At 65.5% G+C, this 24510-nt stretch carries 30 protein-coding genes; 20 read left to right on the forward strand and 10 right to left on the reverse strand.

Going from position 1 to position 24510, the window contains the following annotated elements; all coding sequences use genetic code 11:
• Window positions 1-37 precede the first annotated feature (37 nt).
• Genes D7252_RS15865 through D7252_RS15880 form a run of 4 tightly spaced genes read left to right on the forward strand, consistent with a single transcriptional unit; the run spans window position 38 to window position 4756 of the window.
• The gene (locus tag D7252_RS15865; protein WP_251050746.1) at window positions 38-1318 is read left to right on the forward strand and encodes an extracellular solute-binding protein; all 1281 of its coding nucleotides are present in this window, start codon (window positions 38-40) and stop codon (window positions 1316-1318) included.
• Window positions 1315-2259, forward strand: coding sequence for a carbohydrate ABC transporter permease (locus D7252_RS15870; RefSeq protein WP_120776269.1), 945 nt, complete (start codon window positions 1315-1317; stop codon window positions 2257-2259). The genes D7252_RS15865 and D7252_RS15870 overlap by 4 nt, the downstream gene beginning before the upstream one ends.
• A 38-nt stretch (window positions 2260-2297) precedes the next feature.
• Window positions 2298-3194 (forward strand): carbohydrate ABC transporter permease, encoded by an 897-nt coding sequence (locus D7252_RS15875; protein WP_374225791.1) that lies wholly within the window; start codon window positions 2298-2300, stop codon window positions 3192-3194.
• Complete coding sequence (locus tag D7252_RS15880) at window positions 3191-4756, forward strand: glycoside hydrolase family 43 protein (protein WP_120776270.1); 1566 nt, start codon at window positions 3191-3193, stop codon at window positions 4754-4756. Before D7252_RS15875 ends, D7252_RS15880 begins: the two co-directional genes overlap by 4 nt.
• 78 nt (window positions 4757-4834) lie before the next feature.
• Here D7252_RS15880 and D7252_RS15885 read toward each other — a convergent pair whose 3' ends face one another.
• On the reverse strand, window positions 4835-5152 hold the full coding sequence (locus D7252_RS15885) for a transcriptional regulator (RefSeq protein WP_215110965.1): 318 nt from the start codon (window positions 5150-5152) through the stop codon (window positions 4835-4837).
• A 514-nt stretch (window positions 5153-5666) separates the two neighbouring features.
• Here D7252_RS15885 and D7252_RS15895 point away from each other — a divergent pair.
• From D7252_RS15895 to D7252_RS15925, 7 genes are all read left to right on the forward strand, one after another.
• Window positions 5667-6389: a hypothetical protein gene (locus D7252_RS15895; protein WP_120776272.1), complete on the forward strand. Its 723-nt coding sequence runs from the start codon at window positions 5667-5669 to the stop codon at window positions 6387-6389.
• Window positions 6390-6548: 159 nt separating this feature from the next.
• Complete coding sequence (locus D7252_RS15900; protein WP_259461117.1) at window positions 6549-7760, forward strand: sensor histidine kinase; 1212 nt, start codon at window positions 6549-6551, stop codon at window positions 7758-7760.
• Window positions 7757-8422, forward strand: a complete 666-nt coding sequence (locus D7252_RS15905; protein WP_120776274.1) for a response regulator transcription factor — start codon at window positions 7757-7759, stop codon at window positions 8420-8422. Before D7252_RS15900 ends, D7252_RS15905 begins: the two co-directional genes overlap by 4 nt.
• 123 nt (window positions 8423-8545) lie before the next feature.
• The gene (locus D7252_RS15910; protein ID WP_120776275.1) at window positions 8546-9454 is read left to right on the forward strand and encodes an ABC transporter ATP-binding protein; all 909 of its coding nucleotides are present in this window, start codon (window positions 8546-8548) and stop codon (window positions 9452-9454) included.
• On the forward strand, window positions 9451-10200 hold the full coding sequence (locus tag D7252_RS15915) for an ABC transporter permease (protein WP_120776276.1): 750 nt from the start codon (window positions 9451-9453) through the stop codon (window positions 10198-10200). The genes D7252_RS15910 and D7252_RS15915 overlap by 4 nt, the downstream gene beginning before the upstream one ends.
• Before the next feature lies 1 nt (window position 10201).
• The gene (locus tag D7252_RS15920) at window positions 10202-10951 is read left to right on the forward strand and encodes an ABC transporter permease (protein WP_120776277.1); all 750 of its coding nucleotides are present in this window, start codon (window positions 10202-10204) and stop codon (window positions 10949-10951) included.
• Between the two features lie 29 nt (window positions 10952-10980).
• On the forward strand, window positions 10981-11373 hold the full coding sequence (locus D7252_RS15925; protein ID WP_120776278.1) for a hypothetical protein: 393 nt from the start codon (window positions 10981-10983) through the stop codon (window positions 11371-11373).
• A gap of 178 nt (window positions 11374-11551) precedes the next feature.
• On the opposite strand, the gene D7252_RS15930 is transcribed toward D7252_RS15925, so the two are convergent.
• A complete protein-coding gene (locus D7252_RS15930; RefSeq protein ID WP_120776279.1) occupies window positions 11552-11917 on the reverse strand; it encodes a cupin domain-containing protein in 366 nt (121 codons plus the stop codon).
• A 403-nt stretch (window positions 11918-12320) separates the two neighbouring features.
• Here D7252_RS15930 and D7252_RS15935 point away from each other — a divergent pair, with 403 nt between their 5' ends.
• Window positions 12321-12947, forward strand: a complete 627-nt coding sequence (locus tag D7252_RS15935) for a phosphatase PAP2 family protein (protein ID WP_183055322.1) — start codon at window positions 12321-12323, stop codon at window positions 12945-12947.
• Here the strand turns inward: D7252_RS15935 and D7252_RS15940 are convergent.
• Window positions 12925-13266 carry an N-acetyltransferase gene (locus tag D7252_RS15940; protein WP_147406753.1) on the reverse strand — a complete coding sequence of 114 codons (342 nt, stop codon included), beginning with the start codon at window positions 13264-13266 and terminating at the stop codon, window positions 12925-12927. The genes D7252_RS15935 and D7252_RS15940 overlap by 23 nt on opposite strands.
• A 172-nt stretch (window positions 13267-13438) precedes the next feature.
• On the opposite strand from D7252_RS15940, the gene D7252_RS20135 reads away from it, so the two are divergent.
• Entirely contained in the window at window positions 13439-13588 is a 150-nt protein-coding gene (locus tag D7252_RS20135; protein ID WP_183055323.1) for a hypothetical protein, read from the forward strand.
• 348 nt (window positions 13589-13936) lie between these two features.
• Window positions 13937-14338 (forward strand): RidA family protein, encoded by a 402-nt coding sequence (locus D7252_RS15945; RefSeq protein WP_120776282.1) that lies wholly within the window; start codon window positions 13937-13939, stop codon window positions 14336-14338.
• A 454-nt stretch (window positions 14339-14792) separates the two neighbouring features.
• Here D7252_RS15945 and D7252_RS15950 read toward each other — a convergent pair whose 3' ends face one another.
• The 4 genes from D7252_RS15950 to D7252_RS15965 all read right to left on the reverse strand — a co-directional run bounded on the left by D7252_RS15950 (window position 14793) and on the right by D7252_RS15965 (window position 18709).
• A complete protein-coding gene (locus D7252_RS15950; protein WP_251050747.1) occupies window positions 14793-15206 on the reverse strand; it encodes an N-acetyltransferase in 414 nt (137 codons plus the stop codon).
• 367 nt (window positions 15207-15573) lie between these two features.
• A complete protein-coding gene (locus D7252_RS15955) occupies window positions 15574-16563 on the reverse strand; it encodes a Clp protease N-terminal domain-containing protein (protein WP_120776283.1) in 990 nt (329 codons plus the stop codon).
• Window positions 16560-16805, reverse strand: a complete 246-nt coding sequence (locus tag D7252_RS15960) for a hypothetical protein (RefSeq protein ID WP_120776284.1) — start codon at window positions 16803-16805, stop codon at window positions 16560-16562. Before D7252_RS15960 ends, D7252_RS15955 begins: the two co-directional genes overlap by 4 nt.
• Before the next feature lie 320 nt (window positions 16806-17125).
• Window positions 17126-18709 carry an SLC13 family permease gene (locus D7252_RS15965; protein ID WP_120776285.1) on the reverse strand — a complete coding sequence of 528 codons (1584 nt, stop codon included), beginning with the start codon at window positions 18707-18709 and terminating at the stop codon, window positions 17126-17128.
• A 508-nt stretch (window positions 18710-19217) separates the two neighbouring features.
• On the opposite strand from D7252_RS15965, the gene D7252_RS15975 reads away from it, so the two are divergent.
• Window positions 19218-19634: a hypothetical protein gene (locus D7252_RS15975; RefSeq protein ID WP_120776286.1), complete on the forward strand. Its 417-nt coding sequence runs from the start codon at window positions 19218-19220 to the stop codon at window positions 19632-19634.
• Between the two features lie 155 nt (window positions 19635-19789).
• On the opposite strand, the gene D7252_RS15980 is transcribed toward D7252_RS15975, so the two are convergent.
• Together D7252_RS15980 and D7252_RS15985 are read right to left on the reverse strand one after the other, a co-directional pair.
• Window positions 19790-20302 (reverse strand): hypothetical protein, encoded by a 513-nt coding sequence (locus tag D7252_RS15980; protein ID WP_147406754.1) that lies wholly within the window; start codon window positions 20300-20302, stop codon window positions 19790-19792.
• 127 nt (window positions 20303-20429) lie between these two features.
• Entirely contained in the window at window positions 20430-20987 is a 558-nt protein-coding gene (locus tag D7252_RS15985; RefSeq protein WP_120776288.1) for a hypothetical protein, read from the reverse strand.
• Window positions 20988-21173: 186 nt separating this feature from the next.
• Here D7252_RS15985 and D7252_RS20450 point away from each other — a divergent pair, with 186 nt between their 5' ends.
• From D7252_RS20450 to D7252_RS20605, 5 genes are all read left to right on the forward strand, one after another.
• The gene (locus D7252_RS20450) at window positions 21174-21308 is read left to right on the forward strand and encodes a hypothetical protein (protein WP_259461118.1); all 135 of its coding nucleotides are present in this window, start codon (window positions 21174-21176) and stop codon (window positions 21306-21308) included.
• Between the two features lie 12 nt (window positions 21309-21320).
• Window positions 21321-21803: a DUF3592 domain-containing protein gene (locus tag D7252_RS15990; protein WP_120776289.1), complete on the forward strand. Its 483-nt coding sequence runs from the start codon at window positions 21321-21323 to the stop codon at window positions 21801-21803.
• A 92-nt stretch (window positions 21804-21895) separates the two neighbouring features.
• Window positions 21896-22132 (forward strand): OsmC family protein, encoded by a 237-nt coding sequence (locus D7252_RS15995; RefSeq protein WP_120776290.1) that lies wholly within the window; start codon window positions 21896-21898, stop codon window positions 22130-22132.
• A 21-nt stretch (window positions 22133-22153) separates the two neighbouring features.
• Complete coding sequence (locus D7252_RS16000) at window positions 22154-22519, forward strand: MmcQ/YjbR family DNA-binding protein (RefSeq protein WP_120776291.1); 366 nt, start codon at window positions 22154-22156, stop codon at window positions 22517-22519.
• Between the two features lie 139 nt (window positions 22520-22658).
• The gene (locus D7252_RS20605) at window positions 22659-23078 is read left to right on the forward strand and encodes an ACT domain-containing protein (RefSeq protein WP_374225776.1); all 420 of its coding nucleotides are present in this window, start codon (window positions 22659-22661) and stop codon (window positions 23076-23078) included.
• Between the two features lie 165 nt (window positions 23079-23243).
• Here D7252_RS20605 and D7252_RS16010 read toward each other — a convergent pair whose 3' ends face one another.
• Complete coding sequence (locus D7252_RS16010) at window positions 23244-24452, reverse strand: MFS transporter (protein WP_120777021.1); 1209 nt, start codon at window positions 24450-24452, stop codon at window positions 23244-23246.
• Window positions 24453-24510: the final 58 nt, after the last annotated feature.

Genomic DNA, 24510 nt, shown 5'->3' on the forward strand with positions numbered 1-24510 from the left:
CGGCCCGGAGCGACCCCTCCGAATGACAGGAACGATGATGATCCGACGTAGATTCGCGACGGCCGCGGCAGTGGCCGCCGTCTCAGCCCTCGTGCTCACGGGGTGCGGCCGCAGCGCCGATACCGGCGCGAGCGGGGAGGCCACCGAGCTGACCGACGGCGAGGCGACCGGTACGATCACGGTCTGGGCCCAGGGAACCGAGGGCGAGGCTCTTCAGGACTTCGTCAAACCCTTCGAGGAGGCCAACCCCGACGTCACCGTCGAGGTGACGGCGATCCCGTGGGACTCGGCCCAGAACAAGTACCAGACGGCGATCGCCGGCGGGACGACCCCCGATATCGGGATGCTCGGCAGCGACTGGATGCCGGGCTTCGCCTCGGCGACTGCCGCGGTTCCCGACGCGATCGACACCTCGGACATCTTCCCCTTCGCGCTCGAGAGCACCGAGTTCGACGGCGTCAACCGGGCCGTGCCCTGGTACGTCGAGACGCGTGTCATCTTCTACCGCACCGACCTCATGAAGCAGGCCGGCTTCGAGACGTTCCCCACGGACTGGGACGGACTGAAGGCGCTCGCGGCTGCCTATAAGGAGAAGGCCGGCGCCGAGTTCGGCATCACGCTCCCCTCCGGTGGCTGGAACGCCTTCCTCAGCAACCTCCCCTTCGCTTGGTCCGACGGCGCCTCCGTTATGAACGACGACCAGACGGCGTGGACGATCGACACCCCGGAGATGGCGGAATCGCTGAACTATCTCAACTCCTTCTTCGAGGAGGGTCTCGCCGACAGCAGCCCGGACACCGAGGCGGGGTCGGCCTCCGCCGACCTCGTGAGCGGGGCCGTGCCCATGTTCATCAGCGGGCCGTGGGACATCCCCGGCCTCGAGGCCACCGGCGGCGAGGGCTTCGCAGAAAAATTCGGCGTCGCGCAGATCCCCGCACCGCCTGGAGGCGAGTCGACCTCCTTTGCCGCCGGCGCGAACCTCGCCGTCTTCGAGAAGGCTGAGAATCCCGACGCCGCCTGGAAGCTCATCCAGTGGCTCAGCCAGCCCGATGTTCAGGTCGACTGGTTCGAGACCGTCAACGACCTCCCCGCGCAGAAGTCGGCGTGGGAAGACCCCGCTCTGACGGACGACCCCCGCGTCGCGGTCTTCGGTGACCAGCTCCAGAGCGTCAACATCGCCCCGACGCTGACGACCTGGACGCAGGTCTCAGCTGCGGCCGACACGCAGATCGAGCAGGTCTTCCGGGGCGGTAAGAGCGTCGAGGAGGCCCTCGCCGAACTCCAGTCCGCCGCGGACTCCCTGGGCACGGGCCGATGACGACCACCCCCACCTCCGTGGCCTCCGTGACGCGTCCGCGTCGCGGAGGCCACGGCCTGGCGGGAGCGCAGCGGCGGCGTACGGCGATCATCGCCTACCTCTTCGCCCTCCCGTTCGTGCTGAGCTTCGCAGTGTTCATGGTGTTCCCACTCGTGAGCTCACTCGCGATGTCGTTCACCGACTTCCGCAACACCGACATCCCGAACCCTCTCGCGGTGACATTCGTCGGAATCGACCAGTTCGTCGCCCTCTTCCAGAACCAGCAGTTCGTCCGGTCCCTCCTCAACACGTTCTACTTCGTGGGTGTCGGCATCCCGCTCACGATGATCATCGCGCTCGTGCTCGCTGTCGCCCTCAACAACGGAATCACCCGCTTCCGCGCGGTCTTCCGGGTGGGCTTCTACGCTCCGGTCGTCACGAGCATCGTCGCGGTCGCCGTGGTCTGGCGTTTTATCCTGCAGCCCGACGGCCTGCTCAACACCCTGCTCGCCGGTATCGGGATCACGGGGCCGGACTGGCTCGGGGACCCGGCCTGGTCGATGCCGTCGATGATCCTGCTCGCCGTCTGGCGGAACATGGGCACACTGATGATCATCTTCCTCGCGGGCCTCCAGGGCATCTCCACTGAGGTGCTCGAGGCCGCGAAGGTCGACGGCGCCGGGGCATGGCAGCGGTTCACCCGCGTCACCCTGCCCCTTCTCCGCCCCACCCTGCTGCTCGGCGCCGTTCTCCTCTCGGTCGGGTTCCTGCAGTTCTTCGAGGAGCCGTTCGTCATGACCAAAGGCGGGCCGCTCGACTCGACCCTCTCCATCAGCTACTTCACGTTCAACCAGTTCGGCTTCGGCAACTACGGGACGGCGTCGGCCGCGAGTTATGTGCTCTTCGTCGCGATCGCGCTCCTCAGCATCGTCCAATTCCGTGCGTTCCGAACCAAGGAGTAATCGTGACCACTCAGATCAGTCCACCGAGCACCGTCGCGGTGCCCGCACAATCCCGGAGCCAGCGGGGCGGCGCACCCGCAGCGGGCGGCGCAGCGAGGCGTCGGCGGCTCTCCGCCCGCGGGCGGCTCTCCCGCGTCCTCGTCTACGTGCTACTGACCTTCGCCCTCCTCGCGACGCTCGTGCCCTTCCTCTGGATGTTCCTCGGTTCGGTGAAGACCGAGCAGGAGCTGCGGCAGCGACCGCCGACCTGGTGGCCGGAGACGTTTACCTGGGACAACTTCACAGCGTGGTTCGGTCGGCTCGACATCGGGCAGTTCTTCCTCAACAGCGTGATCGTCGCGGTCTTCACCGTGCTCGGAACGCTGCTGTTCTGCTCGATGGTCGGCTACGCGCTCGCGAAGCTCGAGTTTCCCGGAAAGCGCGTGCTCTTCATGCTCGTCCTCGTGACCCTCATGGTCCCCGGTGTCGTCACGTTCATCCCGCTCTTCGTCGTCGTGAGCTCGCTCGGGCTCGTGAGCACGTACCCGGCACTCATCCTGCCTTTTCTGGCCGGGCCGCTCGGGGTGTTCCTCATGCGGCAGTTCATTCAGGACATCCCCGACTCGCTCATCGAGGCCGCGCGCATCGACGGGGCCAGTGAGCTCCGGATCTTCGCCCGCATCGTCATGCCGTTGTGCGGACCGGCGCTCGCGACCCTCGCAATCCTGACCTTCCTGGGATCGTGGAACAACTTCCTCTGGCCCCTCGTCGTAGCGCAGTCGGAAAGCATGTACACCCTCCCCGTGGCGCTCTCGCTCTACTCGGTCGGCCAGAACTCAACCAACTACGGAGTGCTGCTCGCAGGCTCCGTGCTCATCATCACCCCCGTCCTCCTGATGTTCCTCGCGCTTCAGCGTTACTTCGTCCAGGGGATCGCCGCGACAGGAATCAAATGACCTCGACCGAGACCGTGCACACCGAGATCGAGACTTCGATCGTAGACAGCAACCTCCAGGCGGTGCCGACGAGCGTCGTCCCCGTCGTGTCCGGGTTCCACCCTGACCCGACGATCTGCCGAGTGGGCGATGACTACTACCTCGCCCACTCGTCGTTCGAGTTCGCGCCCGGCGTCCCGATCTGGCACAGCACCGACCTGCTCGAGTGGGAGCAGATCGGGAACATCCTCGAGCGCGACGATCAGTTCGGGGCGGGGAGCGCGCCGGCCAGCAAGGGTGTGTTCGCACCGACGTTGCGCCACCACGACGGGCGCTTCTGGCTGATCACGACGGATGTGTCCGGCGGGGGCGGGCAACTCGTCGTCTCCGCGGAGCACCCCACGGGTCCGTGGACGTCAGGGGTGCGGTTGCGAATGCTGCAGGGTATCGATCCGGACATCGCATGGGACGAGAACGGGGAGTGCTTCGTCACGTACTGTTCCACCGACCCCGCGTTGCCGGGCATCGCGCAGGCACGCGTCGACCTGACCGCGGGAACGGTGCGGGAGGCGCCGCGGCCACTATGGTCGGGCTCCGGACTGGCGTTCCCCGAGGCGCCGCACCTCTATGCGAGGGGCGGCTGGTGGTATCTGCTGATCGCGGAGGGCGGGACGGAACGCGGGCACAGTGTGTCCGTGGCGCGGTCTCGTCGGCCGGACGGTCCCTTCGAGGGGTGGGACGAGAATCCGATCCTGTCGCATCGCAGCACGACGCACCCCGTTCAGAACACGGGTCACGCAGACTTCGTCGAGACGCCGGACGGGTCTTGGGCGATGGTCTACCTGGGCGTCCGTCCGCGCGGTGTGACGCCCCTGTTCCACGTGGTGGGGAGGGAGACGTTCCTGGCCGGTGTCGACTGGGTGGACGGCTGGCCGCTCGTCGACGAGCACCGCTATGCGCGCGTTCCCGGGTCGACCGACTTCACCGACCGTTTCGCCGCAGGATCCTCGGGACGTCCGCTCCATCCCCGCTGGGTGTCGCCGGGGGCGGCCCTGTCCGCACAGATCGACGCGACGGTCGCGAGCGACGGGCTCGCGCTCGCCCCGGCGATCGCCGACAGCGGAGCGCTCAGCGCCGTCGTGACCCGCGTGCGCGACCTCGACTGGTCTTTCGAGGTGGATGTCGCCGTCGCGAACGATGCGGGCGACGGCATCGGTTGCGCCTCCGAGGCCGGGGTCGTCCTGCGGCTCGACGACCGGCACTGGTACGAGGTGCGCCTGACGCCGGGGTCCGCCCGGGTCGTCGCGCGAATCGGACCGCTCGAGAGCGACATCGGCGACGCCGTCGCCATCACCTCAGCACGGGCGACCGTGCGCATCGAGGCGGTCCCGTCGGCAACCGAGGGGCCGGACGACATCCGCCTCGGAGTTGTCGTCGACGGCTCATGGACGGAACTCGCACGGCTCGACGGCCGTTATCTCTCCACCGAGGTTGCGGGCGGCTTCACCGGTCGCGTCGTGGGATTCCGTGCGATCTCCGGCCGCGTCTGGGTCCTTGAAGCGCGCTACGACGGGCGCCCGTAGCATCGCCACGCATCGTCGATTTCGGCAACCAACCCCTGGCTCCCCGCGACCGGGCCGTGGAACATTGCCGCCGTTGCTTCAGCCTCGCGCCTCCCGGACGATTTGCTCGAGCTGTTTCAGGTAAGCGTCGAATGAGCGGCGCCCGAGTTCGGTGAGGGATATGCGGCGCGCTCGCTTGTCGTCGGGACTGTTCACCACCGCTATCACGCCCGCGTCCGTCAGAGCGGATACGTGCTTCGAGAGCGCAGACTTGCTCACGCCCACGAGGCGGAGAAGCGCCGAGAAGTCGATGTAGTCGGTGGGCGCTAGAGCAGCGAGCAACCTCAGGCGCACCGGTTCATGCATAAGAGGGTCGAGGCGCACGCTCGGCGGATCCGCCTTCCCCTGTTCACTCATCCCGCACGCCCCGCTGTCGCTGTGGGTGCGGTGCTTACCAATCGCTGCAAGCCGGCACGACAGATGGTGAGGATCACGACCGCAGATGCGAGAGCGCCGACTGTGTTCGGGGCGGGCAATTCTGCCGCGCGCACCGGGAATTGAACGGCGATATTGGCCAGGAGTGCAAGCACTGCGCCCCCGATGATCAACCATGCGCCGACTCGATCCGACCACCTCAACCGTGAGCGCAGGGGCCGCACGGCCCACATTCCCACCAAGCCGAGCACGACCAGACCCAAGAGCCACAACATGTCCACATCAACCACCACCCCGATCGCAATCACTGCAACGGATATAGCGAGGGACGTGACCCATGCTCCGCTCAATGCTGACAGGCGGCTCATCCTACGGACCTCTTCAAGACGAGCAGCTGCTTCGTGGCTGTCCATAAGATTCCTCCCATTGGTTTCCTTCAGAGAAACTATCAGGTAGTTTCTTGGAAGGAAACCATTGATGCTCGCGGAAGGATGCCATGACCGAGGAACTGCGCACTGTGATGCAACAGCTGACCGATACCACCATCGAGGAACCGGTGTTTTTCATCGCGGCAGTCCCCTGGACCCGCCGGTCGGAGGACGGGAAGCCCACACCGAACCGCCCTATCACTCTGGCACATTCGACGAACACGCTGGCGGACTATGCCACGCTCGACCAGCTGGACAGCTACGTCGGCATGGGCTATAAGTCGCTGCTCGTCGGGCAGCGCATCGGGCTGATGCGCGCTGGCGAATTGGCTGCTGCCTGGCCGGTCGACAATACCGGGTGGCCGTGGCCTGGCACACGCGATGGGGGCGTCGCCTGGGCGTTCAGTGCAGACAGCGCTCCGGCGGGGTACCAGCGGGATCCCACATCCAGCAAGGGAATCATCGTGTCCGCTGGTCCGCTGGCCGAGGTCATTGACAAAGCTGCCGCGGCGTCAGAGTTCGACCCTGAGACAACGATCGTCGTCGCCGTCAGTGCATGTTCGACCCGCACTGGCACTGAGATCCCTAGGCGACGGACTACTCGCAGAAGCATTTCCGGTCGTGCGCGCGGTCGGTATGATCTCGCCCTCACGCAACGAGTGAGCGACAACCACCTCGATGATTGCGGTCGCGGGCACTGCCCCGTGTCTGTCGTCTGGTTGACACCCGCCACATCCAGATCCATTGGCTCTCCGTTCACTTTCGCGCGACGCGGCACCATTGCGATTTAGCGAACGAAGGTTCGCTGAACCAACAGCTGCGTAGCGCGGGAGTTCACCGCTTATGCCAGCGCGCCGATCTGGCCGCGCCTCTGCTCCGTTCGGCGAGCCAGAGCTCAGTGGGCTCCGGCGGTAACGTTGGACAGCATGAGGATTACGGCTCCTGAACCGGTGGCTCCGACCACCGGTGCGCATGCGGTTCCGGGGCCCGTGGCTGGTCCGGGCTCCTGGCTGCGCGCCCGGATATGGTTGGTGGACCTGCTGGTCGTGATCGGGGTGTTCCTCTACAACCTGCCGATCATCCCCATCTTCGCTGATGGTCCTGGCGAGGTCATCGGGCTGATTGTGGTCTCCGCGGCGCTCTGCGGCCCGTACCTGATGCGCCGACGCTTCCCAGTGGGGGTGCTCGGCGTAATGCTGGTGGCTGCGTTCGCGCAGTTGTTGCTCGGCGCGCCGGTGCTGGCGGCGGATGCGATGCTTCTGCTCGCCGTCTACAACGTCGCGACCCGCTACATCTGGCGGGTTTCCCTCTCGGCTGCGGCGCTGACGGTGGCCTGGTTGCTGGTGGCGGTCATCCCGCACCTGGGCGAGGAAGTGATCGACGTCGGGCAGCTCGGGGTGCTGATCGTGGTGACGCTGTGGGTGTGGACCTGGGGGACGCTGGTGCGCATTCGCCGTCAGTACATGGCCGGGCTCCGGGAGCGAGCCGAGCAGGCAGAGCGTGAGCGGGAAAACAACGCGCGGATCGCGGTCGTCAACGAACGGGCACGCATCGCAAGGGAGATTCACGACATCGTGTCTCACAGCCTCAGCGTGGTCGTGCTGATGTCCGACGGGGCGGCGGCGAAGGTCAAGTCGGAGCCGGCGCGTGCGAAGTCGGCGATGCTCCATGTGCGCGACACCGGCCGAGGAGCGCTGGCGGACATGCGCCGCATGCTCGGAGTGCTGCGCGAGGACGAGCCGGGATCGGACGCCCCGCAGCCGGGCATCGATCAGCTCGATGCCCTCGTCGCGGAGTCCCGCACCGCCGGGCTGCCAGTCGCTCTTAGTGTCAGCGGTAATCGGGCGTCGCTGTCGGAGGGACTGGGGCTGACGGTGTACCGGCTGGTGCAGGAAGCCTTGACGAACTCACGCAAGCACGCCGGTCCGCACGTCACTCGTGTCGACGTGCGTCTGGAGTACCGTGACGACGAGGTCGAAGTCCGGATCACCGACGACGGGCACGGTCAGGCCGAGGATTTGGAGGCGGTCACGCATGGGCACGGCCTGCTCGGGATGCGCGAGCGAGTCGCTGCCCACCACGGCACGCTGCGGGTCGGACCGCGCGAAGGCGGAGGGTTCGAGGTCGTCGCGGTGCTGCCGCGAGAGGAGGGAACGACGTGACGGTGCGAGTAGTCTTGGTCGACGACCAGCAGATGATCCGCATGGGACTGCGGATGGTGCTGGAATCGCAGCCCGGGATCGAGGTCGTCGGCGAGGCCGACGACGGTGACACCGCGTTGGACGTGCTCGACCGGGTCGAAGCCGATGTCGTGCTCATGGACGTGCGGATGCCGCGGATGAACGGGGTCGAGGCGACCAGGCGCATCTGCGCCGGGGAGGGCGGCCCGCGCGTGCTGATCCTGACGACGTTCGACCTCGACGAGTACGCGTACGACGCACTGCAGGCCGGTGCGTCGGGGTTTCTGCTCAAAGACACCCCCGTCGAGGACGTCGCCGCCGCGATCAAGCACATCCACGCCGGCGACGCCGTGGTCGCGCCGAGCACAACCAGGCGTCTACTCGACCACTTCACGCGGTCCCGCCCGCAGTCGGAGCCGAGCGGCACGGTGCGGTTGAAAGAACTGACGCCGCGTGAGCACGAAGTGCTCATCCTGATCGCACGGGGCCTGTCGAACGCGGAGATCGCTGCCGAGCTTGTGCTGGCCGAGGGCACCGTGAAGGTGCATGTCGGCCGCATCCTCACCAAGCTGGGCCTTCGTGACCGGGTGCAGGCGGTGGTACTCGCCTATGAGTCTGGTCTCGTTGAGGCCGGCGAACGCTGACCGTAGCGGTCCTTTCCCGTGGGTCTCACGACATACGGCGGGTGCGGGTATGTCTGAAGTGATACGCGGAAGATATGCCTGCAGCGAGACGACCCCTGGGCGCGATTTCGGGATCGTGGAGGCATGTCTTCCCCGATCGTCGAAACCTCGAACCTGACCAAACGCTACGGGCAGCGCAGCGTCGTCGAGAACCTGAACCTGCGTGTCCCGGCCGGGAGCGTGTACGGGTTCCTCGGGCCCAACGGGGCGGGCAAGTCCACGACGATGAAGATGCTGCTCTCCCTCGTCCAGCCCACCAGCGGCGACGTGCACATCATGGGACAGCCCATGACCCGCAGCACGCGCCGAAGCCTGCTCGGCAGCATCGGGTCGCTCATTGAGGCCCCGCCCGGGTACGCGCACCTGACCGGTGCTGAGAACATGCGTCTGGTGCAGCGGATGCTCGGCCTGACCAATCAGCAGATCGACTACGCAGTCCGCGCCGTCCGGCTCAAAGACCAGATGGACAAGAAGGTCCGCAACTACAGCCTCGGGATGAAGCAGCGTCTCGGGATAGCGATGGCGCTGGCCCGAGAGCCGAAGCTGCTGATCCTTGATGAACCGACGAACGGACTGGACCCCGCCGGGATCGAAGAAATGCGGACGTTGCTGCGTCGCCTCGCCGACGGCGGCGTCACAGTGATGGTGTCCTCTCACCTGCTCGGCGAGATCGACAAGACCGCGAACGTGCTCGGGATCCTCTCCGGCAGCCGGATGATCTTTCAGGGCCCACGGTCGGAACTGTTGGTCGCCTCCAACCCGGACGTGATCGTCACGTGCTCGAACCCGCACGCCGCCACTGCCACCCTGCGCTCCTTCAGCGCGCGCCTCACCGCGGACGGTGAGATCGCCGTCCCCGGCCTGGATGACCGAAAGACCGCTGGTGTCGTCGCGGCGCTCGTCGGCGAGAAGATCGGGGTGTACGGGGTACGGCGCGAGGAGCAGACGCTCGAGGACGTGTTCATGACCCTCACCGCTGGAGGCGGCCTGTGATCTCCCGGGCAGTGGCGAACGAGTTCGCCAAAATGCGCCACCTCAAGGTCGGGGTGATCGCGGTGTTGATGGTCCTCGGGGTGCTCGCACTGTCGCTGTTCGCGGTGATCTCCAGCCCGGAGTTCGATCCCGAGACACCTCAGGCGTGGAACGCGCTGCTGGCCGGCATGTCACTCGGCATCCCACTGCTTTCCCCGTTGCTGCTGGCGGTGCTCGCCTCCCGGCAGACCGACATCGAGCACCAGGGCAACGGATGGCTGCTGCAGTCCACCGCCGGGGTCACCCCGGGCGGTGTCTGTCGGGCCAAACTGGTTGCACTCGGCCTGATCGTCTCCGTGGTCACGCTCGGCACCAGTCTGATCGTGCTGGCCTTCGGGAAGGTGCTCGCGGGCATCCTGCCGCCGGTGCCGCTCGGGCATTGGGTCGGATTCACGCTCTGCATGCTCGTGGTCAACCTGGCCGTTCTCGCGCTGCACATCCTGCTGTCGGCGAAGGTCGAGAACCAGCTCGTCGCCCTCGGCGTCGGCGTGCTCGGCTGCATCCTCGCGGTGTTCTCGCAGGGCCTTCCGGCCGCCGCCGCGCACGTCACCCCGTGGGGCTACTACGCCCTCGCCCAGGCCGCCGGCTACGAAGGCGATGCGATCCAGGCGCTGCCGATCGCGTACCCGAGCATCGCCGTCCTGGCCGTGGTCGTCGGGGTGACCTTCGCCGTCCTCACCGTCCGTTTCGATCGTCAGGAGGCTTGACATGAACGCGCTGTCCGCCGAACTCGTCAAGCTCAAACGATCCCTGGCCTGGCCGATCGTTCTGCTCCTGCCCATCGTGCTCGTCCTTGCCGGGGCCGCCACCCAGCTCGCCGACGGCCGTCAGCCGGAGAACGGTTGGGACACCGTCTGGCTGCAGTCGGTCGGCTTCTACGGCCTCTTCCCGCTCGCGATCGGGATCGCGATCTTCGGCTCCCTGGTCTGGCGGGTCGAGCACCGGGGCAGCAACTGGAACGCGCTGATGAGCGGCCCGACCAGCTCGCTACACATCGTCACCGCCAAGGCCGCAGTCGTCGCGGGACTCACCGCGATCATGCAGGTCGTCCTCCTGGCAGCCGTCATCGTGATCGGCAAGGTCGCGTTCGGGCTGCCCGGGATGCTGCCCGGCCAGCACTTCGCCGTCACCGGGCTGCTGATCCTCGCGACGATCCCGGTCGCGGCCGTCCAGTCGGCGCTGTCGATGTTCCTACGATCCTTCGCCGCGCCCGTCGCCATCGCCCTGGTTGCCTCCGGGGTCTCGACCGCCGCATTGATGGCCGTCGGCGACGCCGCCCTGATCTCGCCCTACGGCGTCGCCACCCGCGCCGCGCTGCTGGGCACCGGCTCCTTCGTCGACGACGGCACCGTCACCGGCAGAGCCGTCGCCGCGATCTTCACCGCAGCCGGCGTCCTCACCATCGCCCTCATCGTCCTCACCACCCGGGTGCTCGACCGCCACGACACCCGCATCTGACCCCGCCACACGCAAGAAGGAGAACGCTCATGTCTGAGAATCCCGGCCAGGCCCCCGCCCACATCATCCAGAACAATCGGCCCCCATCGGGCAAATCCGCAGCCGGGAAGGGGGTCATCGCGCTCGTGCTGTGCGCCGCCGCGTTCCTCTCCGCGCCGATGCTGATACTCATCCCGTACGTCGGATTTGTGCCGGCCGTGCTCGCTGGCGCGGCGATCATCGTCGCCTGGTCCGGACTGCGCGGAGCGACCCACGGAAACGGCACCGCCGTCACCGGCCTGATCATCGGCGTCGTGCTTTTCGCGGTCTTCGCAGGCATCGCCACAGTCTGGAACCTCGTCGTCGCCGACCCCGCGATCCGCGACTACGACCAACTCCACGAAGTAATCGAGCACATCAAGGGACTCGTCTTCGGCTCCTGACCGTCGCAGCGCAGCTCGGAGGGAGTGCGTCCGTGACGTCCGAGTGGCCGCCTGGTCGCCCCTGGCGCTCGCTCAAGGAGATCAAGCGCGTCCTGAAGGCGGCCGACATCACCCGACGAACGCCCGCTACCCGCTCGTAGTCCGAGTCGATGGCGGGGCGGTGCTCAACGCCTCGCGGTCAGTCGAGCTCCTTCAGCTCCGCGGTCCTGTCACCGCCGGCGTTTCCTGTGTTCACTGTCCCCTTCGGCTCGAATAGGATCGCCTGAACCTCGTCCGTCGCTTTCGGGCAGTGCTCGACGCCCCGCGGAACGACGAACACGTCATTCGGATTCAAGATGACGTCTCGGTCACGGAGCTGGATCGTCAGCTGGCCGCTCACGACCATGAAGAGCTCATCGGTGTCGGGATGGGTGTGCCACACGAACTCGCCCTGCAGCTTGACCACCTTGACGTCATAGTCATTGATGCTGGTCAGCCGGTGCGGCTGCCAGTGCTCATCGATTGCGGAAAGAGCGTCGAGCACATTGCGAACTTCATCTGCCATGTTCCCAAGCGTAGCCATCGAGCCAGCACCACCATGAGCCGTCCCACTTGCAGACGCGAACCCTCGCGACCCAGCTCGAGCATCCCGACGCGAATTCGGAACAACCGATACACAGCGGAAATCCCGATCGAAGTGAGACGAAGAAGCCCTCACTCGCCTCATCGACGGTGGGGGCTTCGGACGTTGCTCCGGTGGACTATTCGGAGCCCACTGGCACTGAAAACCCCACGCGAAGGACTATTCCGGGAGCAATCCGCGTCGTGCGCGGTGGCCTGGCTCGCCCTCGCGCAACGAATGAACATCAACAGGCCGAACGATGCCCGCCTGAGTACATCGCGAGGATGATCACAACTCCGCCCGACGCACGATGCAACCATTCTCGTCTCCCGCGAGGCTGGAGACCATGCCTCCTTCGATGTTGTCGCGCCGCCAGCTGATCCCCCTCGTCACTGCTGGACTGCTCGCGATAGCTGTACTGGTGGTGCCCGCACCGGGCAGCTTCAGCGTCATCGGAACACAGTGGTTCGCATCCGTCGGTTCAGGCATCCGGAATGTCGATCTCGTCTCGGAAGCTGGGCTGTCACTACTCGCTGCGACGACGGCCGCCAGCATCGTCTACGCGTGGATCCGCCATCCTGAACGCCGAGCGAAGATGGTGGCGGGAGCCGGTGGAGTAGTCGTCGCCTATGCGGTGAGCGAGGGCGCGAAGCTGGTCTTCGCGCAGCCGCGACCCTGCAGTCGCTGGGCTATCGCCGCTGAGTGTCCTCCGGCTGGAGACTGGTCATTGCCCTCGAATCACGCGACGCTGGCGTTCGGTGCGGTCGTCGTCATCGCCGTTGGGTTCGGGCGAACGTGGCTCACGTGGCTCGCTGCGGCAGTCGCCGCGCTGGTGGCGATCGGACGAATAGCTCAAGGCGTCCACTATTTGCATGATGTCGCACTCGGTGCGCTGCTGGGGCTGGTGGTGACGATTGTTTTCGTGCGGCTCGCCACTCGACGTACTGTCCTCAGAGATGGCGGCTGTAGGTGATCATGGGTTCGCCACCGAGAGGGTGCGGAACCGGCCCGGAGACCGCCTCGAACCCCTCCGTTTCGTACAGCCGGATGGCGGCGTTCCCTCGTCTCACCGCGAGCTCGATCGTCGAGCAACCGGCGCCTTTCGAGGATTGCACTGCGTCCCGCAGCAGGGCACGGCCAGTGCCCTGCCCGGTAGCCTCGGGCAGAACGGCGATGCGCTCCAGCAATGCTGACGTGCCATCACCCGGTTTCGGGGTGGTGAGAGCAAAGCCCGCCAACGGCTTGCCCGAGAGCGCGAACCGGATGACGGGGCCGTCGAACAAGGACTTCATGCGTTCAGCGACCGGTGCGGAGTCGACATCACCATCGCGGTGCCGAAGCGCATGCACCCAGAGTTCTATGCATCTCGCGATATCTTCGGGAACTCTTCCCGCCACGATGTCCGTCACACCGGCAATCGTCGCACGGGCGCGCGCCACTTGCGGACGGGGCTACGATCTTGCCATGAAGCCCGACGAGCTGTGGCTGGCACAAGACGGGAACTTCACGCAGGTACTCCGCAAAGGCCCTGCGGCGAGGTTCGCAGGTTACGCCGTCGGTGTGATCGAACTGCTCATCGGCCCAGCCCTGAGGTGCGGGATCCAAGATCGGTGATCCTCGGAGAAAAGACAGGTGTGGAAGTCACCCTGTTCATCAGCGGACCTGACGTCCCTGCGTTCCAGACAACGCACCGCGGAAGCGACGGTGCCATCGAGCGCTTGGGGAAGTCATTCCCCGCAATCGTCGATCATTCCGACTGTGCCTACATGATCGTGCGCTGAAACAGGGCGACTCGGTTGCAGTTCTACTCGTCGATCCGCTTAGCAGCTTCGAGGAAGCCTACGTCGAGCGTATTGGTCGCACCGAGCACTTCCACCCCGAGCAGAACGCTGCACCGGCTCAGCTGGCGATGAATCCGACGTAGGATTCACCGATGTCGGAGGTGCGGAGCACACTCTCCCCATGGAGATCACACTCGCTCAGCCCGAGGGGCTCGTCGTCAGCCCCGCTTTCAGTCACGTCGCCGTCGTGCCACCCGACGCGACGACCATCTACATCGGCGGCCAGAACGGCGTCGACGCCGCGGGGACTGTCGTCTCGACGGATGCCGGGGAGCAGTCGGTCCGCGCTGTGGAGAACGCCAGGACGGCGCTCGAATCCGTCGGCGCGTCCCTCGACGACGTCATCAGCTGGACAGTTCTCATCCACCAGGATGCCGACCTGCGCGCCGCGTACGGAGCGGTCGCGTCGAAGCTCTCGCGCGAAGGAGCTCCGCCCCTCGTCACGGCGGCCCTCGTCGCCGGTCTCGGTGTGCCCGGAGCCCTGATCGAAGTCAGCGCCGTCGCCGCGGTCGTCCGGGACTGAGGTCCCCGAAGTCTGAACCCTTCGACGTCGCATTTCGGACGACATGGCCTCCTGTGTGAAGGTTCTCCGCGCCGTTCACTTGCGAGATTCGTATCCGATCAACTGGCCTGTGGATGCTGAGAGCTGGCTCGAGGAGCTTGAGACAGCTTGGGTCGCAGAGACTGACGGTCACGTGGTCGGACACGTGGCCGCGCGAATGACTGAGGGCGATCCGAGGGAGGTTACGCTGGTGCGCCGTACCTGTCCCGGTCGACTCTGCGCACGTGGGTGTTCTCCGATGTCGAGCTCGAGACTTTCCCCGCTGAGCTGAAGAAGCGCTCCCTTCGCGTGACGTCGGAGTGGACCCACGAACACGGGGTCGCATTCATAGTCGTCGACGGCCTCGTCTGAGGGCTTCGGTTCCCGCGTTGTGAAGCGAGCGTTGCTGAGGCGCACGCTCTCTCACGCGACAGCATCAGGTCAGCGCGAGATACATCGTGTCCGAACCTCCGTTGCGTCCGACGGCTTCAAAGCCGGCGCGCTCGTAGAGGCGTCGTGCATCATTACCATCCTCGACGCTGAGGCTGATGCCTGCGAGCCTGCGGCTGCGAGCCTGGCTGATCAGATCCGAGAGCAGCTGGCTTCCGATGCCCTGACCTCGGTACGCGGCGAAAGTGGTGATGCTCAACTCAGGCGTATCCGCATCGACGAATCCGTATCCCGGATCCTCGGCGGGGAGGAACACCAGCCAGGCCACGGCCTTGACGACGTTTCCGTCCTGGTGAGCGAGCCCGAAATCGCGGCCCGAGGGAAAGCTCGTGAAGTAATGCGAGATCTCGTTGGCGGCGTCGACGTCGTCGAGCGTGAAACGCTCCTCGTTCCAATTCATGTTGGCGAGCGTTGCATCCCGGAGGAGCGGCCGGTCAGCCGAAGTGAGAGGTCGCATCGTCATAGCCTCACCGTACCGAGGAGAGGAGATGCTGGCGACGTGGGGCGATTTCGAGTGAGACGGGAGGCCGACGACCGACGGGTCCGAAACCTCGTCTCCGACGTTTTCCCGGATGACCCGGGCTCTACCGCCCGACCCGCGAGCGGTCAGCGGTGAGCGACTGCCGGCAGCCATCGCCTTGGGAGAGTTGCGTGCAAGGCAGCGTCCCTCGCGAGTATCGCCGGCGAACGAGACTGCTTGCCCTCCTTCTCCTGGCCTCCAAGGCCGCGAGTTTCCGAATTATCTCGACATCCTGTCGCTCCTCGGATCAGCGAAATGCTCTGCTGATTGCGCCAGACGTCGAAAGCAGGTTGATCCACAAGAGGAACTTCTGAGCGGGGCGCAGCGGGAGTGCGACGAGTCTGCGCCATCCCTCGCGTCGAGACCAGGATTTGGTGATTCGCACCCGGGTGCCACCAGTCGTTTCCACCAAGAACAGTTCATTCCGGACCGAGGCGCTTCGGGGGGCATCGGGGTACGTGAAGCTCCACACGATTCTCTCCGGTCTGCGTGCTGCGACGAGTTCGATGTTGCGGCGTCGGAACCTGGCCTTGTGCTTCACCGGCTTCCCGTTGGGGTGGCTCATGGGCGCGAGGCCTTGCCACACCGTTCCCGCCGGCGCATCTCGGCTCAGGAGTTCAACGGTGCCGACGCTCATCTCGCAGTCCGGGACGCGAATCGGATCCGACAAGAACTGCCACACCTGTTCTCTTGGGGCAGGGACGAATGCGTCCATTGACCCCGATGCCCACCCTTCCACTTCTGCTGCGGTAGGCGCTTTCACTTCCTCGGGAGAGCCGAACCGGCTGAGGTGGTCGAGGACGGCATCGGGTGTCGTGTCCAGACGTTCCAGGATTTCGGCGATCAGACCGCTGGGCTCCGAGACGAGTTCCTGAAGCACCGCAGCGGCGTCCCCGGCCTTGTGTCTGCTGACAGACCGGGCGATGAGGTCAGAAGCCCGCTTGCTCCACTCGTAGCCGTCCGTCTCGTGGAAGACGATTCGCCCTGCCTCCGGGAAGGACGTTCCGATGCCGAGTGACGCCAGCTGCGCTTGGTGCTGTTCCTCAACGGCACGTCGTGCGACGTCGAGATCAATACCGATATCACGCAGCGCGCGTCCCGCGGATTGATCACTGACCACCAGAGCGAGGAAAAGGTGCTCGATGTCTGCGGTACGAAGCCCCAGCCGAGACGCCTCCTCCATAGCTACGAGGGAGAGCGACTGACTGGTCTGAGCGGCGCGAACGAACTTGCTCATGCGTTCCTCCTGAGGACGGGAATCGTGGGGTCGACTCGTCTGGCGTGCTTCTTGTGGACGGCTTGGCGGGTGACCCCGAGAGCGTCAGCGATGTCCTGCCACTTCATCCCTGCACGCAGTGCGGCCTCGACCTGTCGAAGCTCCAAGGTGTCGGCCAGTACACGCAACGTTGCCACCGCTCGCAACCCCGCTCTCGGGTCGCTGGTGTCGGCTGCCACGGCCGCAATCTGTGAGGACTCCATCGCCGTCAACCTACGTTGCTAACGGACGTCCTGTCAACCTAGGTTGCGCTCCTCGACGACCCGTCCGCTCGTGCCGTCATCGATAACTACTGGTCGTTCGCGAAGAATCGCCTAATACTCATTCCGTTGTTGTCAGAGTACGGGCGCGAGGCAACCACCACGGGAGGTGTTGACTCTCCTTCTCGAGACTCGAACTATTCGTTCGAAGTTTCGGCGGAAGGACTCGCTAATGTCTCCGCGCCCAGCGACCACCCCCGACCCCTCCGGAACTGACGTAGTAGGCGGCGCATCCGATGTCGCGCCGCGCACAACTCGTGTGCTCAGAACGGCCAGATCAGTGGCACGTACAGGACCGCGACGGCGATGTAGACAAGGGCGAGAGGAACGCCGAGTCGCCAGTAGTCGCCGAACCGGTATCCCGCGGGTTGCATGACCATGAGGTTCACGGGTGTGGCGATGGGCGTCAGGAAGGCTGCGGCTCCGACGACGGTGAGCGCCATCATGAACGGCTGCACGCTGACGTCCATGCTCGACGCGACCGATACCGCGATGGGAGCGATGACGAGGACGGTCGCGACGTTCGAGATGAACTGCCCCAGCACCACAGATGCGACGCAGATGGTGAGCAGCGCGAGGTACGGCGAGGTGTCCCCGACGAGCTGCAGCACCGCGTCGCCGACGAGGTCGGCGGCGCCGGTGGACACGAATGCGGATGACAGCGGGATCATCCCTGCGATGAGAGTGACGGTGGGCCATGAAATCGCGGAGAACGTCTGCGACACGGTGAGCACGCGCGTCAGGATGAGAGCGCCAGCTGCAAGGAGTCCCGCGATGACCGGAGGGACGATACCTGTGGCGAGCAGCACGACCATTACGCCGAGGATCACGAGCGCGCGGCGGGCTCCTCGCCCGAGCGGTACGGTCCGTTGCGTCTGCCGGGGTGAACTCACCGGGATGACGTCGGGCGAGCTCGTGTAGCGATGCAGGGCTTCCCACGGACCCTGTACGAGGACGGCATCGCCCGCTTGGAGAGTGACGGCGCGGTTCGCCTTTCGGCCAACGTCGCCGGGCCCACTGCTGTGTCGCAGGGCGAGGATCACCAGGTCCTCCTGACGGGTGGTCATGCCCGGCGAAACACTGCGTCCGATCAAGCTCGAGCGAGGTGCGATGAGGACCTCGGCGACACCTTCGCCAACCGTGAAGAGGCGGCCGGTGTCAAGCGGAACGTCATAGGTCTCACGCCAGGCCTTCGCGTCATGGCTCGGGTCCGCCGGCTCTGCGAGCCGGTCCGGGACCCGCTCAGGGAGGAGCCGGTCCCCCAGCGCGATCACGAGGGTCACGGTCAGGACAACCATCGGGATCCCGACGATCGCGAACTCGAAGTATCCGAACGGGCGCCCACCTGCTTCTGCGGCAGCTTGGGACACGAGGATGTTGACCGGTGTTCCGGTCAATGTCAGGAGAGAACCAGCGCCGGCCGCGAACGCCAGCGGAAGCAGCATCTTCGAGGGCACGATCCCTGCCCGCACTGCCACGAGCACGACGATCGGAAGAAGGGCTGCGACGGCCCCGTTGATGCTGATGATGGCGGAGAGCACGGCTGCGAGGAGGCAGACGATCAGCAGGAGCCGCGAACGGCCCTTCCCTGCCCGCCGCATGAGTTGCTGGCCCACCCACGATGTCACGCCTGTCGCGTCGAGCGCCTCGCTGACGATGAACAGCGCCACGATGAACAGGACGATCGGGTCACCGAATCCAGCGAAGGACTCACCCAGGGTGAGGACGCCGGTGGCCCACAGTGCGATGGGCACCGCCATCGCGACGATGACCATGGGGATGCGGTTCGACACGAACGCGATCACGGCCGCGCCGAGGATGATGAAGGTGATGATCTCTGGGTTCATCCTCTATCTCCTGTTGCACAGTCCGCAAAGAGCGCTGTCATGTGAGCCTGCCGAAATGGTGGGGCGGGGGCGTCGAACACTCCCCCGCCTCGTACTCTCCGACTATTCTGCTCGACGGGATCCTGTTATCCGCACCCTCCGGCCAGCCGTCCCTCCGTGGAGCCTGGTGCGGTGTGGGGCGGGCCGGGTACTGCGGCACATCGAGCGCCGTCGTCCATGTGACACGGCGCGCGGTGAAGATCGCCATGATCGGAGGCTTCACGGATTCCGGGTCGTCCAGGCTGCCTAGCATGACGAACGTCTGGCCGGGAAACCCCGACTGCACGGCCGGACGCGTCGCTCATGCCGATGAGTTTAGAAGCTCGTACGACAGCACCATAACGACCGATCTGCAGGGCGCGCGCTCCCCGAAAGCACGGACTCCTCCCGCGAGTGGGGAGGACCAACCTTTACCGGCTTGATGCGGGGCAAATGGATCTTCGAACCGTGTACTGAGAGGCTGGACGACATGAAGCGAGGAGCCAAGATCACCATGTGCGTCGCAGCGGCCGCGGTCGCAGGCGTCGGGACCTTCGTCGCGGGACAGTTGCTCGCTGCTCCCGCCGACCCCACGCCGGCCGCAGCTGCGGCAGATAGCGCGCCCACGCACACTCCGAAGCCGGAGTTCGTCCCTCCGAACGCCGCCAACGGCGGCCTCCCCGACAACTGCACGACGTGGTCGGCGATCCGGTTCGGCTACTACGGCGACGAGGATGACGTCACCACGTCTGTTCACCTGGACGGACCCGGCCTTGTTGACACGGGCGCGACGGTAACTGCGGCCGGTCAGGTCAGCCTGACAGACGACGGCCGGCCCGAGACGTACAGGTCGTCGCCGGCGATGCGCCGGCCGGAATCGGCAACCGATTCTGCGTCGACTACGTGACTGTGCTGCAGTTCAACAACATCTATCCGACCGTGCACCCCGGCGACGTCCTCAACCTGCACGTAGACGAGTCGGTCCCGTTCACGCGGGCACCGTGACCGGTTGCCATCGCGCGACCCAGCGCGGTGATGCATCGTCCGCAGAGAAGTGCGACGTCAGTGCCAATGGGCTTCGAACAAACACTGACCGGCGACGACGATCGTTGCTTCAGGGTCGGCCTCCGATGCCGAGGCGGCTTCATCGATGACCTCTGTCAGTGTGCCTTTGGACACGATGATGCCTTTGCTGGAGGCGGGATGCCTCTGCCACCCCGCCGGGCCGGGATCTGCGCGAAACGCCCACGCGGCACCCTTATCGCGTGTGCCGGGCCATGGCCACCCGGTATTGTCGACCGGCCACGCAGCAGCTACCTCGCCCGCGCGCATCAGACCGATGCGCTGCCCGACGAGCAGCGAGTTGTACCCCATGCTGACGTAGCTGTCCAGCTGGTCGAGCGTGGCGTAGTCCGCCAGCGTGTTCGTCGTATGTGCCAGGGTGATGGGGCGGTTCGGGACGGGCTTCCCGTCCTCCGACGGGCGGGTCCAAGGGACTGCCGCGATGAAGAAGACTGGTTCCTCGATGGTGGTGTCGGTCAGCTGTTGCATCACGGTGCGCAGTTCCTCGGTCACACCCCCATCCTGCACGACACTGCGCTGTCGCCCGATCAGCACGTGCCTCGAGTGTGCGAAGACTGCAAGCGTTCTGGCGATCTCTCGGCCTCGCCCATGCATAGGGCTGCCACGGTCCTGAGTCCGTCTACCGGTGAGCAACCTCAGACTCGGGTTCGGCGGGACTCGAATCCGCCATCGGTGCGGTCGCGTCGAACTGCGCCATGATCAGTGCCACCGTGCTGGCGAAGCCAGAGGCAAGAGCAAGCACCATGGACGGAATGAATGCGGTCGCGGCAGGCGTCCATCCCCCGATGACCCACGGAAGCGAAACCAACACGACTACCGCTCCCGTGCACAACCACTGATTCACCGCGAGGGCGACCGAGCCGCCCGATCCTCCTCGCACTGACATCATCCGCCCCGTGTCCACGGTGGAGAGCACCAGTATCGCGCTCAGAGCGATGAATATCGCGCCGCCCCAGACCGGTTCGAACGCCGCCAAAGCCAAGCACACGAACAGCGGCAGAGCATAGACGGCGAAGACCCAGCGCACGCCAGAACGCAGGTAGCGATCCGCCGCATTCGACCCCATGTGACGCCGGTGCAAATCCGTGTCGATATAGAAAAACACTCCCACTATGAAAGTACCGATGAGGGTGGCGGAAACCCCTGCAACGCCCAACATGAGCTCACTCAGATTCATGTGCAATGTCGGCCAACCCCTCGCGATCGATGTCAGTCAGCGCCCACCCGCCGGTCTACCGGCAGCACCACCCCTATTGGGATCGTCGGTCCAGAAGACACTACAGTGTCGCCGGTCACGCGTTGGCGATCGCTATCAACGTAGCCCCGAAAGGGTGAAGAGGGTGAATATTCGTAGAAGCGATAGATGACGTCGCCGCGAACCCAGGTCCGGATGCCACCACCGCTGGACAGGATCCGCAACTTCTCGGTGAAGGCCACACACTCGTTCGAGAACGAGGATCGGCTGCTGATTTCTGTCGACGGGGTGAGTCTGTGCTGAGATGAGCACGTGATGATGTCCTACAACTCCGGCAACGCTCCCCGGAGCTTCGTGTACCACCCCGTGTTCCAAAAGATCATGGTCGTGGCCCTCCTCCTCGTCGGGCCCGTGTTGCTGGTGACCGGGTCGTCGATGAACGCCGCCGACCGGGAGCTCGTCGCGACCGGTTCGCGCACGACGGGAACGGTGGTCGAAGTGAACGATGGGGCCGAGGCCAGCACGCACAACTTCAGAGTCGAGTACCTCGCTGGCGACGCTTCTTCGCATTCGGTCTGGGCCGACTGGGCGCCCGACGAGAAGCCCGCTCTCGGCAGCAGCGTCACGGTCATCTACAGCGCTACCGAACCGAGCGCGGCTGTGGTCGAGGGCCACGGGGCCCCGGGCCGCACTGTCGCGGGGCTGGGCGGGTTGTTGACCGTCGTGTCCGTCGTGATCATCGTCGTTATGGCCTCCGGCCTCGCGAGGGGAAGAGCCCGGCGCCGACGGGCCGACTGACGCCACACGACGACTCCCGATGAGCTGACGCTATGAATGGCGAGGACGGGTGGAGTGCTCCTTGACCAGGGGCGCCAGCACGAGCACGCCAATTGCAGCTGGTCGCAGCCCAGAGGAGAATCGACGTTTCAGGTGTGTCGGTGATTGCCCAGGTCGGCCTGCTTCCGAACGGCGCGGGTGGCTTCATCCTCGAAGTCACGCTGCGGACATCGCTTCCGAAGCGCCTGTCTCCCGAGGCCGGTCGAGAACTCATCCGCACAACACACGATGTCTGCCCGTACTCGAATGCGACGCGCGGCAACATTCCTGTCGAACTTCTCATCGAATGATCTAGGGAACGGAATACGCATATGGCCGTCATCGATGACGTTCGAGCGCTGGGCGCGGAGTTGGAGCGTTCATACCATGCCTCGGTGCGCGGGCGGTTGAAGTTCCGGGTCGGGCAGATGGTCTACGTCGCGTTCTCGCTGGACGAGCGGGTGATGGGATTCGCCTTTCCGAGGGAGGAGCGTGCGGCGCTGGTCGCGGGGAATCCATGCAAGTTCCAAATGCCTGCGGAGTCGGATCTGCGTTTCAACTGGGTCCACGCCGATCTCGCGGTCCTGGAGCCGGCCGAGGCCCGCGAGCTGGTCGTGGATGCCTGGCGGATGGTTGTCCCCGCGAAGGTCTCGCGCGCGTACGATCTCTCGCATCCCACCGGTCCGAACTCACGATGACGAAGCCCGAGATCACGCTCTGCCCTGGCGCCACCCCCACCCGAGATGTCGACTCATGGCACCCTGCCATACTTGTTCCGCGCGATATCGTGGCGTTCGCTTCGAGATGCCTTCCGCGTGTTCACATCGTGATGCACAGATGCGCACACCAACTGTTGAATTGAGCTCTTTCCCGGGCGCGTACGTCATCGCCCGACTCCCGTCAGGGGATCCCTTTCCCGCTGATCTACTGACGACCCAGGCCATTGAAGGGTTCGTGTCTTTCACGCGCACACCGCAGGAGGTGTCTGTCGTGTGCCCAGCGGAACTTGCACCAGCCGGAGCGGAGATTGATGGACCGTGGATGGCGCTGTACGCGAGCGGTCCCATCCCTTTCGGGCTCACCGGCGTGGTCGCCTCGCTCGTCGGCCCACTCTCCGCCGCGGGCAGTCCGGTGTTCGTCGTGTCGACCTTCGATGGGGACGTTCTCATGGTTCCGGCCTCGCACGGTGATCGTGCCCGGGAGATCCTGACATCGGCGGGCCACACGCTGATTCAGGATCGACGATCGACGAGATGAGGCGGCGATGAGCGAATTACGTGAACGGTTGGCTACGCGTCGTCCGCGATCAGGACCATTCGCCAGCGTTCCGTAGCTATGTCGTGAGCTCTCTCCGCGAGCATGGACTGATCACGCCAGCCGGAATCTTTGCCAACCAGCTCGAGTAACGCGTTTGGTCGCGTCTCATCGATCCGCGTCTTTCATCATGCCGGCGACAACGAGCGCACCAGCACCGACCAGGACGAGCAACCAGAGCCCGAGCCAGTAGGAATTGGTCTCGGCGTTGTACGTCGCCCCCATGACGAGCGGAGGAAAGTAGCCGCCTAGACCGCCAGCCGCAGCAACGACGCCGCTGACCGCCCCGACCTTGTCCTTCGGAGTAGAGGGGCCGATCCACGCGAACACCGCGCCCATGCCGAGGCCCATGGCCGCAGCCATCCCCAAGAACGTCGCGCCCGTGAGTATCCCCTCAGGCGGTTGCTGTCCGACGATGTACGCCAGCGTGACGATGCCAGCGAGCGAGATGAGTGCGACGACTTTGGGGCCGAACCGGTCGGCGAGAACGCCGCCGATGGGGCGCGCGATGACGGCGGCAACAGCGAACATTGCAGCTCTGGTGCCCGCCCCGACGGCATCCACATCGCCCGCGTAGATCGTCGTGAGGTATTTCGGCAGGAATGTGGAGAACGCGACGAAGCCGCCGAACACGATGCCGTATAGGAACGACATCTTCCAGGTGATGGTCAGGCGCAGCGCCCCCATCACCTTCGGCACCAGCGGCATGTGACTCGGGGTCCATGCTGGGGAGTCCCGCAGGAAGAACCAGCTGAGCCCGGCGAAGAGGACCATGATTCCTGCGATCACGAAGTGCGTCGTCAGGTAGCCGATCCACTCAACCATTCGCGGGGTGAGGAACGCGGACACCGCCGTACCGATCATGCCCATCCCGAAGACGCCGTTCGCGAACCCGCGACGGTTCGGCGGATACCAGGCGCTCGAGAACGGCACGCCGGCCGCGAAGATCGTGCCCGCGATACCGAGGTAGAACCCCGCGACCAGGAGGAGAGGGAAGCTGCGGATGCTGCCGGCGAGGGCGACCAGCAGCACGGCCGGGACGGATCCCAGCAGGACGACAGTGAACATCACGCGTCCGCCGAACGGGTCTGTCATCGCACCGACCGCGATGCGCCCGAGGGCGCCCACGAGCACGGGCGTCGCCAGCATGAGGGAGATTTGCCCCTCGTCCAACCCCATCTCCGCCGCATACGTCCCCTGGAGCGGGGCGATGCACATCCACGCCCAGAAGCCCACTGTCGAAGCCAACGTCGCGAGCAGTACCTGCGGGAGCTGGCCCCGAAGGGCCGGCTGGTCGGTACCGACACGGGTTGTCATGTCCGCGAGCGTATCCACCCGGACGGCTGGAAGGAAGAGCGGGGGCGGCCCTCCTCAA

Source organism: Microbacterium sp. CGR2 (assembly GCF_003626735.1).
Lineage (GTDB): Bacteria > Actinomycetota > Actinomycetes > Actinomycetales > Microbacteriaceae > Microbacterium.